The 14,457-nt window shown below is 42.5% G+C and carries 18 protein-coding genes and 1 other annotated feature; of the genes, 15 read left to right on the top strand and 3 right to left on the bottom strand.

Annotated features, from left to right (window positions below):
* Positions 1-52: 52 nt before the first annotated feature.
* Both O3601_RS07880 and O3601_RS07875 read right to left on the bottom strand, forming a co-directional pair.
* Positions 53-1,135 carry a DEAD/DEAH box helicase gene (locus tag O3601_RS07880; protein ID WP_371472320.1) on the bottom strand — a complete coding sequence of 361 codons (1,083 nt, stop codon included), beginning with the start codon at positions 1,133-1,135 and terminating at the stop codon, positions 53-55.
* Positions 1,132-2,109 (bottom strand): Gfo/Idh/MocA family protein, encoded by a 978-nt coding sequence (locus O3601_RS07875; protein WP_371472317.1) that lies wholly within the window; start codon positions 2,107-2,109, stop codon positions 1,132-1,134. Before O3601_RS07875 ends, O3601_RS07880 begins: the two co-directional genes overlap by 4 nt.
* A gap of 153 nt (positions 2,110-2,262) precedes the next feature.
* Here O3601_RS07875 and O3601_RS07870 point away from each other — a divergent pair, with 153 nt between their 5' ends.
* The 4 genes from O3601_RS07870 to rpmA all read left to right on the top strand — a co-directional run bounded on the left by O3601_RS07870 (position 2,263) and on the right by rpmA (position 4,108).
* Positions 2,263-2,955, top strand: a complete 693-nt coding sequence (locus tag O3601_RS07870; protein WP_371472314.1) for a YoaK family protein — start codon at positions 2,263-2,265, stop codon at positions 2,953-2,955.
* Between the two features lie 58 nt (positions 2,956-3,013).
* Positions 3,014-3,088 (top strand) — a sequence feature (ribosomal protein L21 leader region).
* 35 nt (positions 3,089-3,123) lie between these two features.
* Positions 3,124-3,438, top strand: coding sequence for a 50S ribosomal protein L21 (gene rplU, locus O3601_RS07865; protein ID WP_000109141.1), 315 nt, complete (start codon positions 3,124-3,126; stop codon positions 3,436-3,438).
* A gap of 15 nt (positions 3,439-3,453) precedes the next feature.
* Positions 3,454-3,798, top strand: coding sequence for a ribosomal-processing cysteine protease Prp (locus O3601_RS07860; RefSeq protein WP_000613699.1), 345 nt, complete (start codon positions 3,454-3,456; stop codon positions 3,796-3,798).
* Between the two features lie 16 nt (positions 3,799-3,814).
* Positions 3,815-4,108 (top strand): 50S ribosomal protein L27, encoded by a 294-nt coding sequence (gene rpmA / locus O3601_RS07855; protein ID WP_000916509.1) that lies wholly within the window; start codon positions 3,815-3,817, stop codon positions 4,106-4,108.
* Between the two features lie 229 nt (positions 4,109-4,337).
* On the opposite strand, the gene O3601_RS07850 is transcribed toward rpmA, so the two are convergent.
* Entirely contained in the window at positions 4,338-4,472 is a 135-nt protein-coding gene (locus tag O3601_RS07850; RefSeq protein ID WP_371472303.1) for an AraC family transcriptional regulator, read from the bottom strand.
* Here O3601_RS07850 and O3601_RS07845 point away from each other — a divergent pair.
* The 11 genes from O3601_RS07845 to trmFO form a co-directional block, all read left to right on the top strand.
* Positions 4,465-5,373, top strand: a complete 909-nt coding sequence (locus tag O3601_RS07845; protein WP_371472300.1) for a LysR family transcriptional regulator — start codon at positions 4,465-4,467, stop codon at positions 5,371-5,373. The genes O3601_RS07850 and O3601_RS07845 overlap by 8 nt on opposite strands.
* On the top strand, positions 5,370-5,831 hold the full coding sequence (gene lspA, locus O3601_RS07840) for a signal peptidase II (protein WP_004261384.1): 462 nt from the start codon (positions 5,370-5,372) through the stop codon (positions 5,829-5,831). The genes O3601_RS07845 and lspA overlap by 4 nt, the downstream gene beginning before the upstream one ends.
* A complete protein-coding gene (locus O3601_RS07835) occupies positions 5,821-6,711 on the top strand; it encodes an RluA family pseudouridine synthase (protein WP_371472297.1) in 891 nt (296 codons plus the stop codon). Before lspA ends, O3601_RS07835 begins: the two co-directional genes overlap by 11 nt.
* A 109-nt stretch (positions 6,712-6,820) precedes the next feature.
* Positions 6,821-7,930 carry a glutamate 5-kinase gene (gene proB, locus O3601_RS07830; RefSeq protein WP_261024500.1) on the top strand — a complete coding sequence of 370 codons (1,110 nt, stop codon included), beginning with the start codon at positions 6,821-6,823 and terminating at the stop codon, positions 7,928-7,930.
* 9 nt (positions 7,931-7,939) lie between these two features.
* Complete coding sequence (locus O3601_RS07825) at positions 7,940-9,202, top strand: glutamate-5-semialdehyde dehydrogenase (protein ID WP_371472294.1); 1,263 nt, start codon at positions 7,940-7,942, stop codon at positions 9,200-9,202.
* Positions 9,203-9,205: 3 nt separating this feature from the next.
* A complete protein-coding gene (proC, locus tag O3601_RS07820) occupies positions 9,206-10,003 on the top strand; it encodes a pyrroline-5-carboxylate reductase (protein WP_371472291.1) in 798 nt (265 codons plus the stop codon).
* 228 nt (positions 10,004-10,231) lie between these two features.
* Positions 10,232-10,870, top strand: a complete 639-nt coding sequence (gene tmk / locus O3601_RS07815) for a dTMP kinase (protein WP_261053926.1) — start codon at positions 10,232-10,234, stop codon at positions 10,868-10,870.
* On the top strand, positions 10,867-11,757 hold the full coding sequence (locus O3601_RS07810; protein WP_101785210.1) for a DNA polymerase III subunit delta': 891 nt from the start codon (positions 10,867-10,869) through the stop codon (positions 11,755-11,757). The genes tmk and O3601_RS07810 overlap by 4 nt, the downstream gene beginning before the upstream one ends.
* 39 nt (positions 11,758-11,796) lie before the next feature.
* Positions 11,797-12,114 (top strand): DNA replication initiation control protein YabA, encoded by a 318-nt coding sequence (gene yabA / locus O3601_RS07805; RefSeq protein WP_000358228.1) that lies wholly within the window; start codon positions 11,797-11,799, stop codon positions 12,112-12,114.
* Positions 12,115-12,116: 2 nt separating this feature from the next.
* Complete coding sequence (rsmI, locus tag O3601_RS07800; RefSeq protein ID WP_261053928.1) at positions 12,117-12,995, top strand: 16S rRNA (cytidine(1402)-2'-O)-methyltransferase; 879 nt, start codon at positions 12,117-12,119, stop codon at positions 12,993-12,995.
* Positions 12,996-13,129: 134 nt separating this feature from the next.
* On the top strand, positions 13,130-14,457 hold a 1,328-nt coding region (gene trmFO, locus O3601_RS07795), incomplete at its 3' end, for a methylenetetrahydrofolate--tRNA-(uracil(54)-C(5))-methyltransferase (FADH(2)-oxidizing) TrmFO (protein ID WP_371472407.1).

The raw sequence follows: 14,457 nt of genomic DNA, 5'->3' as shown, positions 1-14,457 counted from the left end.
TGATTACACAAAAAAGCTCTATACACTTGATGAGCATAGAGCAAAGGGGGCTTTATTTGATGTAGAGTTCTTGATTTTTTAGGATAATTTCACGGAAACTTGCGAATTTCTTAAGTTTTTTGAGTTCTTCAGGATGGGTTACGAGAGTAATAACATAACCGTCTTTGCCCATACGGCCAGTACGGCCAGCGCGGTGAGTGTAAGTTTCGATGTCTCTAGGAACATCAAAGTTTACGACACATTCTAAACTATCGATATCAATCCCACGAGCCAGAAGGTCAGTTGCAAGAAGCAGGGTTAGTTGCTTGTCTTTAAACTTTTCTAAGATGACTTTTCTAAATTTGACATTGACATCACTAGCGAGGGAAACAGCTAAGATATCTCGATACTGTAGTTTTTCTTCTGCACTTCCAAGGTCTGATAGGCTGTTAAAGAAGACAAGACCTCGGAAATCCTCTACATGAGCCAGTTTTCGTAGCATATCAACACGGTGACGTTGGTCTACCTGCATGTAGAAATGCTGGATATTGTCCAGTTTTTGATCAGAGAGATTAATAGTGCGTGTATTCGGCACAATCTTTTCTTGGTCAAACTTGGTCGTAGCACTCATGTAGATGAGTTGATGGTCACGAGGTGCGTAGTGAGTGATTTTCTCAACAAAGTGAATCTGAGAATCATCTAGTAATTGGTCGAATTCATCCAGGATGATGGTTTCCACATTCATCATCTTGATTTTTTTCAATTTAATTAGTTCAAAGATACGGCCAGGGGTTCCAATCAGAATTTCTGGTCCTTTTTTTAGGCGTTCAATCTGGCGTTTCTGACTCGAACCTGATAAGAAGAGTTGGGCTGTCAAGCCGATAGCTTCTGACCACGTTTTACATACATCAAAAATTTGTCCAGCAAGTTCTGTATTTGGTGCTAGAATCAAGAGTTGTTGGGCTTTTTTCTTTTGTAGTCTGAGAAGACTTGGTAGAAGGTAAGCTAGGGTCTTACCAGTTCCTGTTGGGCTCACTCCTAGGAGGTTTTCTCCAGCAAGAAGGGGCTCAAATAGTTGAGTTTGAATGGGGGTGAATTCTTGGAAACCGAGTTGGTCACTCAGTTCTTGCCATTCAGTCGGTAGTTTGTTTTTCATTTTTCTGCCTCAAATCTAATGCCAGCAGTCTGGCGCATGGTAAATAGTAGTTCATGAACAGAACTTGCATCTTCCAGCCAAGTTTGGTAGAGATTCAGATCTGGTTGCTGGATCATGTGTGCAAATGCATCGACTTCCTCAGTCATCGTATGGGGAGCTTGTTGGATAGGGAGCTGGACTTGATTTCCTTGGTGGTCGGTAAAAATAGCTGAGCGAACATGCTCAATTGTGTTGAGCGTCAAGGTACCATCTGTCGTATAAATCTCGCAAGGAAGATTGGAAGTGATGTTTTTCCCAGCCTTGATATGAACTTGATAGTCGGTGTAAAAGAGGATTCCGTCTCCATTTAGGTCCATGCTATTGTCAAGCTGTTGAGCTTGATAGGTCGCGTCCTGAGCTTTTCCAAAAAGACGAACGGCAGCGTAGAGAGGATAAATCCCCAAATCCATAAGAGCTCCACCGGCAAAACGGTCTGAGAAGACATTTGGTGTCTCCCCAGCCAATAAGTTAGGCATTTTGGAAGAATACTTGGCATAGTTGAAATCTGCTCCCAAAATTTGCTTGTCCGCTAAAAAGTTTTTGATAGTAGTAAAAGCTTCCTCGTGGTAATTACGAGCTGCTTCAAAGATAAAACAATTATTTTTCTTAGCTGTTTGAACCAAATCCAGCCATTCTTGTGGCTGAGTGACAGCTGGCTTTTCAAGAATGACGTGTTTACCAGCAGATAATGCAGCTTTTGCCTGAGCAAAATGCAAGGAGTTTGGACTTGCAATATAGACCACCTCAAAGGAGCTTTTGAAGAAGTCCTCTACTTGATCAAAGAGTTGGATATCTTGATAGCGAGAAGCAAAGGTTGCCGCAGTTTCTAGTTTTCTAGAATAGACTGCGACCAGCTGGTATTTTCCACTAGCATGGGCTGCTTCTATGAAGTGGTGGCTGATAGCGCCAGTGCCAATGATACCTAATTTAAGCATAGATACTCCTTTTCCGATTTTAAATCCTTCTTTCATTATAACATAGATAGACGGGACTATCCAACAGAGGGTAAAAATTTTCAAATAAGCTACTAGGACTTTTCCAAAGAAAGTGGTACAATAATGAGATGAGTAAATGAAATGGGAGGGAAAATGAGGTTATTACCTATAAGAAAAATATCACGTCAGTCTAAGAGGCTAGCGCTTTTTTTGACGTTTTGTGCAGGATATGTAGATGCCTATACGTTTATTGTGCGAGGGAATACTCTTGTAGCTGGACAAACTGGGAATGTCGTATTTCTTTCAGTGGGACTTATTCAACATAATGTTTCTGATGCCAGTGCTAAAGTAATGACCTTGCTAGCTTTTATGATGGGGGTCTTTTTACTAACTGTTTATAAGGAAACATTGAGGATTGTGAAAAAACCAATTTTGTCACTGATTCCTTTGGCAATCTTATCAATAATTATTGGTTTTGTGCCGCAGACTGTAGATAATATCTATCTAGTGCCACCCTTGGCCTTCTGTATGGGACTGGTGACAACGGCTTTTGGAGAAGTGTCGGGTATTGCCTATAATAACGCTTTTATGACAGGGAATATCAAACGGACCATGCTGGCTTTTGGAGATTATTTCCGGACCAAGCACACTCCTTTTTTGCGTGAAGGGTTCATATTTGTTAGCCTTCTTAGTAGTTTTGTTCTTGGCGTTGTCTTTTCAGCCTATTTGACGATTTTCTATCATGAAAAGACTATTCTTGGTGTTCCTATTATGATGAGTATTTTTTACCTCAGCATGCTTTTTGCCAAGTGGCGGAAAAAAGTAAAAGAAAAAGATTCATTTTAGGTGTTATTACTTGTAAGAAAATAGGAGATATGCTATACTTGAAGAGTTGACTATGCACGTTCCTGTGCAACCGCACGAACATCGTTACTCTAAGTGGTTCGTCCCACGATGCTAGGCGAGTCTTCACAAAAATTCGGGGAAACCCATAAAAATCATAGGAGGTGCATAATGAGCACATACGCAATTATCAAAACTGGCGGAAAACAAGTTAAAGTTGAAGTTGGTCAAGCAGTTTACGTTGAAAAATTGAACGTTGAAGCTGGTCAAGAAGTTACTTTTAACGAAGTTGTTCTTGTTGGTGGTGAAAACACTGTTGTCGGAACTCCACTTGTTGCTGGAGCTACTGTAGTTGGAACTGTTGAAAAACAAGGAAAACAAAAGAAAGTTGTTACTTACAAGTACAAACCTAAAAAAGGTAGCCACCGTAAACAAGGTCACCGTCAACCATATACAAAAGTTGTCATCAACGCAATCAACGCTTAATTTTAAGGAGAACACATGATACAAGCAGTCTTTGAGAGAGCCGAAGATGGCGAGCTGAGGAGTGCGGAAATTACTGGACACGCCGAGAGTGGCGAATACGGCTTAGATGTCGTGTGTGCATCGGTTTCTACGCTTGCCATTAACTTTATCAATTCTATTGAAAAATTTGCAGGCTATGAACCAATCCTAGAATTAAACGAAGATGAAGGTGGTTATCTGATGGTTGAAATTCCAAAAGATCTTCCTTCACACCAGAGAGAAATGACCCAGTTATTCTTTGAATCATTTTTCTTAGGTATGGCAAACTTATCGGAGAACTCTTCTGAGTTCGTCCAAACCAGAGTTATCACAGAAAACTAACACGGAGGAAAACATTATGTTAAAAATGACTCTTAACAACTTGCAACTTTTCGCCCACAAAAAAGGTGGAGGTTCTACATCAAACGGACGTGATTCACAAGCAAAACGTCTTGGAGCTAAAGCAGCTGATGGACAAACTGTAACAGGTGGATCTATCCTTTACCGTCAACGTGGTACACACATCTATCCAGGTGTAAACGTTGGACGTGGTGGAGACGATACTTTGTTCGCTAAAGTTGAAGGCGTAGTACGCTTTGAACGTAAAGGACGTGATAAAAAGCAGGTTTCTGTTTACCCAATCGCAAAATAAAAAGGTCCAGTGAACCTTTTTATCCCGAGCCTTGAAATATAAAGGCGAGGAAGCTAGAAGTAGCATAAACTAAGGCTTTCCGAGTTTTCGGAGAGCCTCTTTTTTTGTTTTGATACCCATTTTGGTACCCATATTATGGAAATTGTATTTGCATCATATTATAAACGGTAAATCAACAAGATTTGCTGTTTTTATTTGTTTGAACTAAAATGAGGACTGGGAAAAGTTATCATTCTAATTTTTGTCTTGGGAGGTTAGAGTATTCATTGAGATTTGAAAGTTTCCTGACTTTTTTCCTTTTTGGAAAACTTCTAAAATATGGTATAATGAAAAGATAAAGAAGTTGGGGGTAGAAGATGAACATTCAACAATTACGCTATGTTGTTGCCATTGCCAATAGTGGTACTTTCCGTGAAGCTGCTGAAAAGATGTATGTTAGTCAGCCGAGTCTGTCTATTTCTGTTCGTGATTTGGAAAAAGAATTGGGTTTTAAGATTTTCCGTCGGACCAGCTCAGGGACTTTCTTGACTCGTCGTGGTATGGAATTCTATGAAAAAGCGCAAGAATTGGTTAAAGGATTTGATATTTTTCAAAACCAGTATGCCAATCCTGAAGAAGAGAAGGATGAATTTTCCATCGCTAGTCAGCACTATGACTTCTTGCCACCAACCATTACGGCCTTTTCAGAGCGCTATCCTGACTATAAGAACTTCCGTATTTTTGAATCAACTACTGTTCAAATCTTAGATGAAGTAGCTCAAGGGCATAGTGAGATTGGGATTATCTACCTCAACAATCAAAACAAAAAGGGCATTATGCAACGGGTTGAAAAGCTAGGCTTAGAGGTCATTGAATTGATTCCCTTCCATACTCACATTTACCTTCGTGAAGAACATCCTTTGGCTCAGAAAGAGGAACTGGTCATGGAGGATTTAGCGGATTTACCGACAGTTCGTTTTACTCAAGATAAAGACGAGTACCTTTATTATTCAGAGAACTTTGTCGATACCAGCGCTAGCTCACAGATGTTTAATGTGACAGACCGTGCTACCTTGAATGGTATTTTGGAGCGGACGGACGCCTATGCGACAGGTTCTGGATTTTTAGATAGTGACAGTGTTAATGGCATCACAGTTATTCGTCTCAAGGATAATTTAGATAACCGCATGGTTTATGTCAAACGTGAGGAAGTGGAGCTTAGTCAAGCTGGGACCCTCTTTGTAGAAGTCATGCAAGAATATTTTAATCAGAAGAGGAAATTATGAAAAAAAGAGGAATAGTGGCAGTCATTGTACTGCTTTTGATTGGGCTGGATCAGTTGGTAAAATCCTATATCGTCCAGCAGATTCCACTGGGTGAAGTGCGCTCTTGGATTCCCAATTTCGTTAGCTTGACCTACCTGCAAAATCGAGGGGCAGCCTTTTCTATCTTACAAGATCAGCAGTTGCTATTCGCTGTCATTACTCTGGTTGTCGTGGTAGGTGCCATTTGGTATCTACATAAACACATGGAGGACTCACTTTGGATGGTCTTGGGTTTGACCTTGATTATTGCAGGTGGTCTTGGAAACTTTATTGACAGGGTGAGTCAGGGCTTTGTTGTGGATATGTTTCATGTGGATTTTATCAATTTTGCAATTTTCAATGTGGCAGATAGCTATCTGACTGTTGGAGTGATTATTTTATTGATTGCAATGCTAAAAGAGGAAATAAATGGAAATTAAAATTGAAACTGGTGGCCTGCGTTTGGATAAGGCTTTGTCAGATTTGACAGAATTATCACGTAGTCTCGCGAATGAACAAATCAAATCAGGCCAGGTCTTGGTCAATGGCCAAGTCAAGAAAGCTAAATACACAGTTCAAGAGGGCGATGTCGTCACTTACCATGTGCCAGAACCAGAGGTTTTAGAGTATGTAGCTGAGAATCTTCCGCTAGAAATCATCTACCAAGATGAGGATGTGGCCGTCGTAAACAAACCTCAGGGAATGGTTGTGCATCCGAGTGCTGGTCATACCAGTGGAACCCTGGTAAATGCTCTCATGTATCATATTAAGGACTTGTCGGGTATCAATGGAGTTCTGCGTCCAGGAATTGTTCACCGAATTGATAAGGATACGTCAGGTCTTCTCATGATTGCTAAAAACGATGAGGCGCATCTAGCACTTGCCCAAGAACTCAAGGATAAAAAGTCTCTCCGCAAATATTGGGCGATTGTTCATGGAAATCTTCCAAATGATCGTGGTGTGATTGAAGCACCGATTGGCCGAAGTGAAAAAGATCGTAAGAAACAGGCTGTGACTGCTAAAGGAAAGCCTGCAGTGACCCGTTTCCACGTTTTGGAACGCTTTGGAGATTATAGCTTAGTGGAGTTACAACTGGAGACAGGGCGTACCCATCAAATCCGTGTCCACATGGCTTATATTGGCCATCCAGTCGCTGGTGATGAAGTCTATGGTCCGCGTAAGACACTTAAGGGACATGGACAATTTCTTCATGCCAAGACTCTAGGTTTTACTCATCCGAGAACAGGTAAGACTTTGGAATTTACAGCAGATATCCCAGAGATTTTTAAGGAATCATTGGAGAGATTGAGAAAGAATTAGATTTGATAAAAGGTTGAGATAGCTTGTCTCGACCTTTTTCCTATCAACTCTTTTCTATTTCCTACCATTCATGTTATAATGGATAAATATGAAGAATCGGAGTGAGACTATGAAATACAAACGGATTGTCTTTAAGGTGGGGACTTCTTCTCTGACGAATGAGGATGGAAGTTTATCACGTAGTAAGGTAAAGGCTATTACCCAGCAGTTGGCTATGCTGCACGAGGCTGGTCATGAATTGATTTTGGTGTCGTCGGGTGCCATTGCTGCTGGTTTTGGTGCCTTAGGATTTAAAAAGCGTCCGACTAAGATTGCTGATAAACAGGCTTCAGCAGCGGTAGGGCAAGGACTTTTGTTGGAAGAATACACGACCAATCTTCTCTTGCGCCAAATCGTTTCTGCACAAATCTTGCTGACCCAGGATGACTTTGTGGATAAGCGTCGTTATAAAAATGCCCATCAGGCTTTGTCGGTTCTACTTAGCCGTGGTGCGATTCCTATCATCAACGAGAATGATAGTGTCGTCATTGATGAACTCAAGGTTGGGGACAATGACACTCTAAGTGCTCAGGTGGCAGCTATGGTCCAAGCAGATCTTTTGGTCCTCTTGACAGACGTAGACGGTCTATATACAGGAAATCCTAATTCAGATCCAAGAGCCAAACGCTTGGAGCGAATCGAGACCATCAATCATGAGATTATTGATATGGCCGGTGGAGCAGGTTCGTCTAATGGTACAGGTGGCATGTTAACCAAAATCAAAGCTGCAACTATTGCGACAGAATCGGGCGTTCCTGTTTATATCTGCTCATCCTTGAAGGCAGATGCCATGATTGAGGCGGCTGAGGAGACCAAGGATGGTTCCTACTTTGTTGCTCAAGAGAAGGGACTTCGTACCCAGAAACAATGGCTGGCCTTTTATGCTCAGAGCCAAGGTTCTATTTGGGTTGATAAAGGGGCTGCAGAAGCTCTCTCTCAACATGGAAAGAGTCTTCTCTTATCTGGTATTGTTGAAGCAGAGGGAGCCTTTTCTTATGGTGATATCGTGACAGTATTTGACAAGGAAAGTGGAAAATCACTTGGAAAAGGACGTGTGCAATTTGGTGCATCTGCTTTGGAGGATATGTTGCGTTCTCAAAAAGCCAAGGGTGTCTTGATTCACCGTGATGACTGGATTTCCATTACTCCTGAAATCCAACTACTCTTTACAGAATTTTAGAGGTAAACTATGGTAAGTACACAAGAACAATTTGAACAGGTACAGGCTGTTAAAAAATCAATCAACACAGCTAGTGAAGATGTGAAAAACCAAGCCTTGCTAGCCATGGCTGATTACTTATTAGCAGCTACTGAGGAAATTTTAGTAGCCAATGCCCTTGATATGGAAGCGGCCAAAGGTAAAATCTCAGATGTGATGCTGGATCGTCTTTATTTGGATGCAGGTCGTATAGAAGCAATGGCAACTGGGATTCGTGAAGTGGTTGCTTTACCAGATCCAATCGGTGAAGTTTTAGAAACCAATCAGCTTGAAAATGGTTTGGTTATCACCAAGAAACGTGTGGCTATGGGCGTTATCGGTATAATCTATGAAAGCCGTCCAAATGTGACGTCTGATGCGGCTGCTCTGGCTCTCAAGAGTGGAAATGCAGTTGTTCTTCGTAGTGGGAAGGATGCCTATCAAACAGCCCATGCCATTGTCACAGCTTTGAAGAAGGGTTTGGAGACGACTACTATTCACCCAGATGTGATTCAACTGGTGGAAGATACCAGCCGTGAAAGTAGCTATGCCATGATGAAGGCCAAGGGTTATCTAGACCTTCTCATCCCCCGTGGAGGAGCAGGTTTGATCAATGCCGTGGTTGAGAATGCTATCGTACCTGTTATCGAGACCGGGACTGGGATTGTCCATGTCTATGTGGATAAGGATGCAGATGAAGACAAGGCTCTGTCTATCATCAACAATGCTAAAACTAGTCGTCCTTCTGTCTGTAATGCCATGGAGGTATTGCTAGTTCATGAAGACAAGGCAGCAAGTTTCCTTCCTCGTTTGGAGCAAGTACTGGTTGCAGATCGAAAAGAAGCTGGACTGGAACCAATTCAATTCCGCCTAGATAGCAAAGCAAGTCAGTTTGTTTCAGGCCAAGCAGCTGAAGCACAAGACTTTGACACCGAGTTTTTAGACTATGTATTAGCTGTTAAGGTTGTGAGCAGTTTAGAAGAAGCTGTTGCCCATATTGAGGCTCACAGTACCAATCATTCGGATGCCATTGTGACGGAAAATGCTGAAGCTGCAGCTTACTTTACAGATCAAGTGGATTCTGCAGCTGTCTATGTCAATGCCTCAACTCGTTTCACAGATGGAGGCCAATTTGGTCTTGGATGTGAAATGGGGATTTCAACTCAGAAACTGCATGCGCGTGGTCCAATGGGCTTGAAAGAGTTGACTAGCTACAAGTATGTGGTTACTGGTGACGGACAGATAAGGGAGTAAGAGATGAAGATTGGATTTATCGGTTTGGGGAATATGGGTGCTAGTTTGGCCAAAGCTGTCTTGCAGGCTAAGACGGGCGATGACCTTCTCCTTGCCAATCGTAGTCAAGCTAAGGTAGATGCTTTCATTGCAGACTTTGGGGGTCAGGCTTCTAGCAATGAAGAAATATTCGCAGAAGCAGATGTGATTTTTCTAGGTGTTAAGCCTGCTCAGTTCTCGGACTTGCTTTCTCAATACCAGACCATCCTTGAAAAGAGAGAAAGTCTTCTTTTGATTTCCATGGCGGCTGGATTGACCTTGGAAAAACTGGCTAGTCTTCTTCCAAATCAACACCGAATTATTCGTATGATGCCAAATACTCCTGCTTCTATCGGGCAAGGAGTGATTAGTTATGCCTTGTCTCCTAATTGTGGGGCTGAGGACAGTGAACTCTTTTGTCAGCTTTTAGCCAAGGCTGGTCTTTTGGTTGAACTTGGAGAAGGTTTAATCGATGCAGCAACAGGTCTTGCAGGTTGTGGACCAGCCTTTGTCTATCTCTTTATTGAGGCCTTGGCAGATGCTGGTGTTCAGACGGGATTGCCACGAGAAATAGCACTGAAAATGGCAGCCCAAACTGTGGTAGGAGCTGGGCAATTGGTCCTTGAAAGCCAAGAGCATCCTGGGGTTTTGAAAGACCAAGTTTGTAGCCCAGGAGGTTCGACTATCGCTGGTGTAGCAAGCCTAGAAGCGCATGCTTTTCGAGGAACGGTCATGGATGCAGTTGGTCAAGCCTACAAACGAACACGAGAACTAGGTAAATAAGAGGTGGCTTTGTCTGCCTCTTTTATGGTGGTTGATACTCTTCGAAAATCTCTTCAAACTGCGTCAGCTTCCATCTGCAACCTCAAAACAGTGTTTTGAGCAACCTGCGGGTAGCTTCCTAGTTTGCTCTTTGATTTTCATTGAGTATGAAATGAGAAGACAAAAAGATTGTCACAAACCCCTATTTTTTTGATAGAATAGAAGTAGTAAAAAAGAAATGAGTTAGACATGTCAAAAGGATTTTTAGTCTCTCTTGAGGGACCAGAGGGAGCAGGAAAGACCAGTGTTTTAGAGGCATTGCTCCCAATTCTACAGGAAAAAGGAGTAGAGGTGCTGACGACTCGTGAGCCTGGTGGAGTCTTGATCGGGGAGAAGATTCGGGAAGTGATTTTGGACCCAAGTCATACTCAGATGGATGCGAAGACAGAGTTGCTTCTTTATATTGCCAGTCGCAGACAGCACTTGGTGGAAAAAGTTCTTCCAGCCCTTGAAGCTGGCAAGTTGGTCATTATGGACCGTTTTATTGATAGTTCTGTTGCCTATCAGGGATTTGGTCGTGGTTTGGACATTGAAGCCATTGACTGGCTCAATCAGTTTGCGACAGATGGCCTTAAACCCGATTTGACACTCTATTTTGACATCGAGGTGGAAGAAGGGCTGGCTCGCATTGCTGCTAATAGCAATCGTGAGGTCAATCGTTTGGACTTGGAAGGATTGGACTTGCATAAAAAAGTTCGTCAAGGCTACCTTTCTCTTCTGGACAAAGAAGGAAGTCGCATTGTCAAGATTGATGCTAGTTTTCCTTTGGAGCAAGTTGTGGAAACTACCAAGGCTATCTTGTTTGATAGAATGGGATTAGCTAAATGAAACAAGATCAACTAAAGGCCTGGCAGCCAGATCAGTTTGACCGCTTTGTCCGTATTTTGGAGCAAGACCAGCTCAATCACGCCTATCTCTTTTCAGGTTTCTTTGGAAGCTTGGAAATGGCGCAGTTTTTGGCTAAGAGCCTCTTTTGTACGGATAAAGTAGGTGTTTTACCATGTGAGAAATGCCGAAATTGTAAGCTGATTGAACAGGAAGAGTTTCCAGATGTCACCTTAATTAAGCCAGTCAATCAGGTCATCAAGACAGAACGCATTCGGGAATTGGTGGGTCAGTTTTCTCATGCAGGGATTGAAAGCCAGCAACAGGTCTTTATTATCGAGCAAGCTGAGAAAATGCATCCTAATGCAGCCAATTCTCTGCTCAAGGTCATCGAAGAACCCCAGAGTGAGGTTTATATTTTCTTCTTGACAAGCGATGAAGAAAAGATTTTACCGACAATCCGAAGTCGGACCCAGATTTTCCACTTTAAAAAGCAAGAAGAAAAACTCATCTTGCTCTTAGAACAACTGGGACTGGTTAAGAAAAAAGCGACTCTTTTAGCCCAGTTTAGTCAATCGCGAGCTGAAGCAGAAAAGTTGGCAAATCAGGCAGGCTTTTGGACCTTGGTCGATGAAAGTGAACGCCTGCTGACTTGGTTAGTAGCTAAGAAAAAAGAAAGTTATTTGCAAGTTGCTAAACTAGCTAGCTTGGCAGATGACAAGGAAAAACAAGATCAGGTTTTACGGATTCTTGAAGTCCTCTGTGGACAAGATATCCTACAAGCAAGAGTAAGAGTGATTCTACAAGATTTGCTAGAAGCTAGAAAAATGTGGCAAGCTAATGTCAGCTTTCAAAATGCCATGGAATATCTGGTCTTGAAAGAAATATAAACTCAAAAATGAACGATAAAGAAAGGAAAGGGCTGTTTTATGGACAAAAAAGAATTATTTGACGCGCTGGATGATTTTTCCCAACAGTTATTGGTAACCTTGGCCGATGTGGAAGCCATCAAGAAAAATCTCAAGAGCCTGGTAGAGGAAAATACAGCTCTTCGTTTGGAAAATTCTAAGTTGCGAGAACGCTTGGGTGAGGTGGAAGCAGACGCTCCCGTCAAGGCCAAGCATGTTCGCGAAAGTGTCCGTCGCATTTACCGTGATGGATTTCACGTGTGTAATGATTTTTATGGACAACGTCGAGAGCAGGACGAGGAATGTATGTTCTGTGACGAGTTGTTATACAGGGAGTAGGCATGCAGATTCAAAAAAGTTTTAAGGGGCAGTCTCCCTATGGCAAACTGTATCTAGTAGCAACACCGATTGGCAATCTAGATGACATGACCTTTCGAGCTATTCAGACCTTGAAAGAGGTGAACTGGATTGCTGCTGAGGACACGCGCAATACTGGGCTTTTGCTCAAGCATTTTGATATTTCTACTAAGCAAATCAGTTTTCATGAGCACAATGCCAAGGAAAAAATTCCTGATTTGATTGGTTTCCTGAAAGCAGGGCAAAGCATTGCTCAGGTATCCGACGCGGGTCTGCCTAGCATCTCAGACCCTGGTCATGATTTGGTGAAGGCAGCGATTGAGGAAGAGATTGCAGTAGTGACAGTTCCGGGTGCCTCTGCAGGAATTTCTGCCTTGATTGCCAGTGGTTTAGCGCCACAGCCACATATCTTTTACGGCTTTTTACCCAGAAAATCAGGCCAGCAAAAGCAATTTTTCGACTCGAAAAAAGACTATCCAGAAACCCAGATTTTCTATGAATCGCCTCATCGTGTGGCAGATACGTTAGAAAATCTGCTAGCAGTTTATGGCGACCGCTCGGTGGTCTTGGTTAGAGAATTGACCAAAATCTATGAAGAATACCAACGCGGTACCATTTCAGAGTTATTAGAAAACATCGCTGAAACGCCACTCAAGGGCGAATGCCTTCTCATTGTTGAAGGTGCCAATCAGGATGTGGAGGAAAAAGACGAGGAGGACTTGTTCTTAGAAATCCAAGTCCGAATCCAGCAAGGCATGAAGAAAAACCAAGCTATTAAGGAAGTAGCTAAGTTTTACCAGTGGAATAAAAGCCAGCTTTACGCTGTCTACCATGAATGGGAAGAAAATCAAGAAAATGACTAAACAGGGAAGTTTGCCTTCTTCCCTTTTTTTGTTATACTAGTAGAAGAAAAAAATAGAAAGATTTGTGGGTGTCAAACAGTCCAGTGGGGTGTTTTGATATGGACTTACGTCCCACCCAAAGAGGTATTAGTGTCGTGTCTCAATCTTATATCAATGTTATCGGTGCTGGTTTGGCAGGGTCAGAAGCAGCCTACCAAATTGCAGAACGTGGTATTCCAGTTAAACTTTATGAAATGCGTGGTGTCAAGTCAACACCTCAGCACAAAACAGACAATTTTGCTGAATTAGTTTGTTCCAATTCCCTCCGTGGGGATGCTTTGACAAATGCCGTCGGGCTTCTCAAGGAAGAAATGCGTCGCTTGGGTTCAGTTATTTTGGAATCTGCTGAGGCTACACGTGTTCCCGCTGGAGGAGCTCTTGCGGTGGACCGTGATGGTTTCTCCCAAATGGTGACCGAAAAAGTTGCCAACCATCCCTTGATTGAAGTGGTTCGTGATGAAATTACAGAATTGCCGACAGATGTTATTACGGTTGTCGCTACTGGTCCTTTGACCAGCGATGCTCTGGCTGAAAAGATTCATGCTCTTAATGACGGCGATGGTTTCTATTTCTACGATGCGGCAGCCCCTATTATCGACGTCAACACTATTGATATGAGCAAGGTCTATCTCAAGTCTCGTTATGATAAGGGAGAAGCCGCTTATCTCAACGCTCCAATGACCAAGCAAGAGTTTATGGATTTCCATGAAGCTTTGGTTAATGCGGAAGAAGCACCGCTTAATTCTTTTGAGAAAGAAAAGTACTTTGAAGGTTGTATGCCAATCGAAGTCATGGCAAAACGAGGCATTAAAACTATGCTTTATGGTCCTATGAAACCAGTGGGTCTTGAGTATCCGGACGACTACACAGGACCTCGTGATGGAGAATTCAAAACACCTTATGCGGTTGTGCAACTTCGTCAGGATAATGCAGCTGGTAGCCTCTACAATATTGTTGGTTTCCAGACCCACCTCAAATGGGGCGAACAAAAGCGTGTCTTCCAAATGATTCCAGGTCTTGAAAATGCAGAGTTTGTTCGTTATGGTGTCATGCACCGCAATTCTTACATGGATTCACCAAATCTTCTTGAGCAGACTTACCGTTCTAAGAAACAACCAAATCTCTTCTTTGCTGGTCAGATGACGGGTGTGGAAGGTTATGTTGAGTCCGCAGCGTCAGGATTAGTTGCGGGAATTAACGCGGCTCGTCTTTTCAAGGGAGAAAGCGAGACTATTTTCCCAGAAACAACAGCGATTGGAAGCTTAGCTCATTACATCACCCATGCCGACAGCAAGCATTTCCAACCAATGAATGTCAATTTTGGGATTATCAAGGAGTTGGAAGGTGAGCGTATTCGTGATAAGAAGGCTCGTTATGAAAAAATTGCAGAGCGTGCTCTTACTGAATTAGAGAAATTTTTGAC

This window comes from Streptococcus sp. 20925_1_69 (genome assembly GCF_041432365.1).
GTDB lineage: Bacteria > Bacillota > Bacilli > Lactobacillales > Streptococcaceae > Streptococcus.
The sequence above is the reverse complement of the archived record's forward strand: the minus strand, read 5'-3'. Positions and strand labels throughout refer to the sequence as shown.

Excerpts from the sequence above, each read along its gene's own strand:
- O3601_RS07880 (WP_371472320.1), bottom strand. The coding sequence starts at position 1,135 with ATGAAAAACAAACTACCGACTGAATGGCAAGAACTGAGTGACCAACTC.
- O3601_RS07875 (WP_371472317.1), bottom strand. The coding sequence starts at position 2,109 with ATGCTTAAATTAGGTATCATTGGCACTGGCGCTATCAGCCACCACTTC.
- O3601_RS07870 (WP_371472314.1), top strand. The coding sequence starts at position 2,263 with ATGAGGTTATTACCTATAAGAAAAATATCACGTCAGTCTAAGAGGCTA.
- rplU (WP_000109141.1), top strand. The coding sequence starts at position 3,124 with ATGAGCACATACGCAATTATCAAAACTGGCGGAAAACAAGTTAAAGTT.
- O3601_RS07860 (WP_000613699.1), top strand. The coding sequence starts at position 3,454 with ATGATACAAGCAGTCTTTGAGAGAGCCGAAGATGGCGAGCTGAGGAGT.
- rpmA (WP_000916509.1), top strand. The coding sequence starts at position 3,815 with ATGTTAAAAATGACTCTTAACAACTTGCAACTTTTCGCCCACAAAAAA.
- O3601_RS07845 (WP_371472300.1), top strand. The coding sequence starts at position 4,465 with ATGAACATTCAACAATTACGCTATGTTGTTGCCATTGCCAATAGTGGT.
- O3601_RS07850 (WP_371472303.1), bottom strand. The coding sequence starts at position 4,472 with ATGTTCATCTTCTACCCCCAACTTCTTTATCTTTTCATTATACCATAT.
- lspA (WP_004261384.1), top strand. The coding sequence starts at position 5,370 with ATGAAAAAAAGAGGAATAGTGGCAGTCATTGTACTGCTTTTGATTGGG.
- O3601_RS07835 (WP_371472297.1), top strand. The coding sequence starts at position 5,821 with ATGGAAATTAAAATTGAAACTGGTGGCCTGCGTTTGGATAAGGCTTTG.
- proB (WP_261024500.1), top strand. The coding sequence starts at position 6,821 with ATGAAATACAAACGGATTGTCTTTAAGGTGGGGACTTCTTCTCTGACG.
- O3601_RS07825 (WP_371472294.1), top strand. The coding sequence starts at position 7,940 with ATGGTAAGTACACAAGAACAATTTGAACAGGTACAGGCTGTTAAAAAA.
- proC (WP_371472291.1), top strand. The coding sequence starts at position 9,206 with ATGAAGATTGGATTTATCGGTTTGGGGAATATGGGTGCTAGTTTGGCC.
- tmk (WP_261053926.1), top strand. The coding sequence starts at position 10,232 with ATGTCAAAAGGATTTTTAGTCTCTCTTGAGGGACCAGAGGGAGCAGGA.
- O3601_RS07810 (WP_101785210.1), top strand. The coding sequence starts at position 10,867 with ATGAAACAAGATCAACTAAAGGCCTGGCAGCCAGATCAGTTTGACCGC.
- yabA (WP_000358228.1), top strand. The coding sequence starts at position 11,797 with ATGGACAAAAAAGAATTATTTGACGCGCTGGATGATTTTTCCCAACAG.
- rsmI (WP_261053928.1), top strand. The coding sequence starts at position 12,117 with ATGCAGATTCAAAAAAGTTTTAAGGGGCAGTCTCCCTATGGCAAACTG.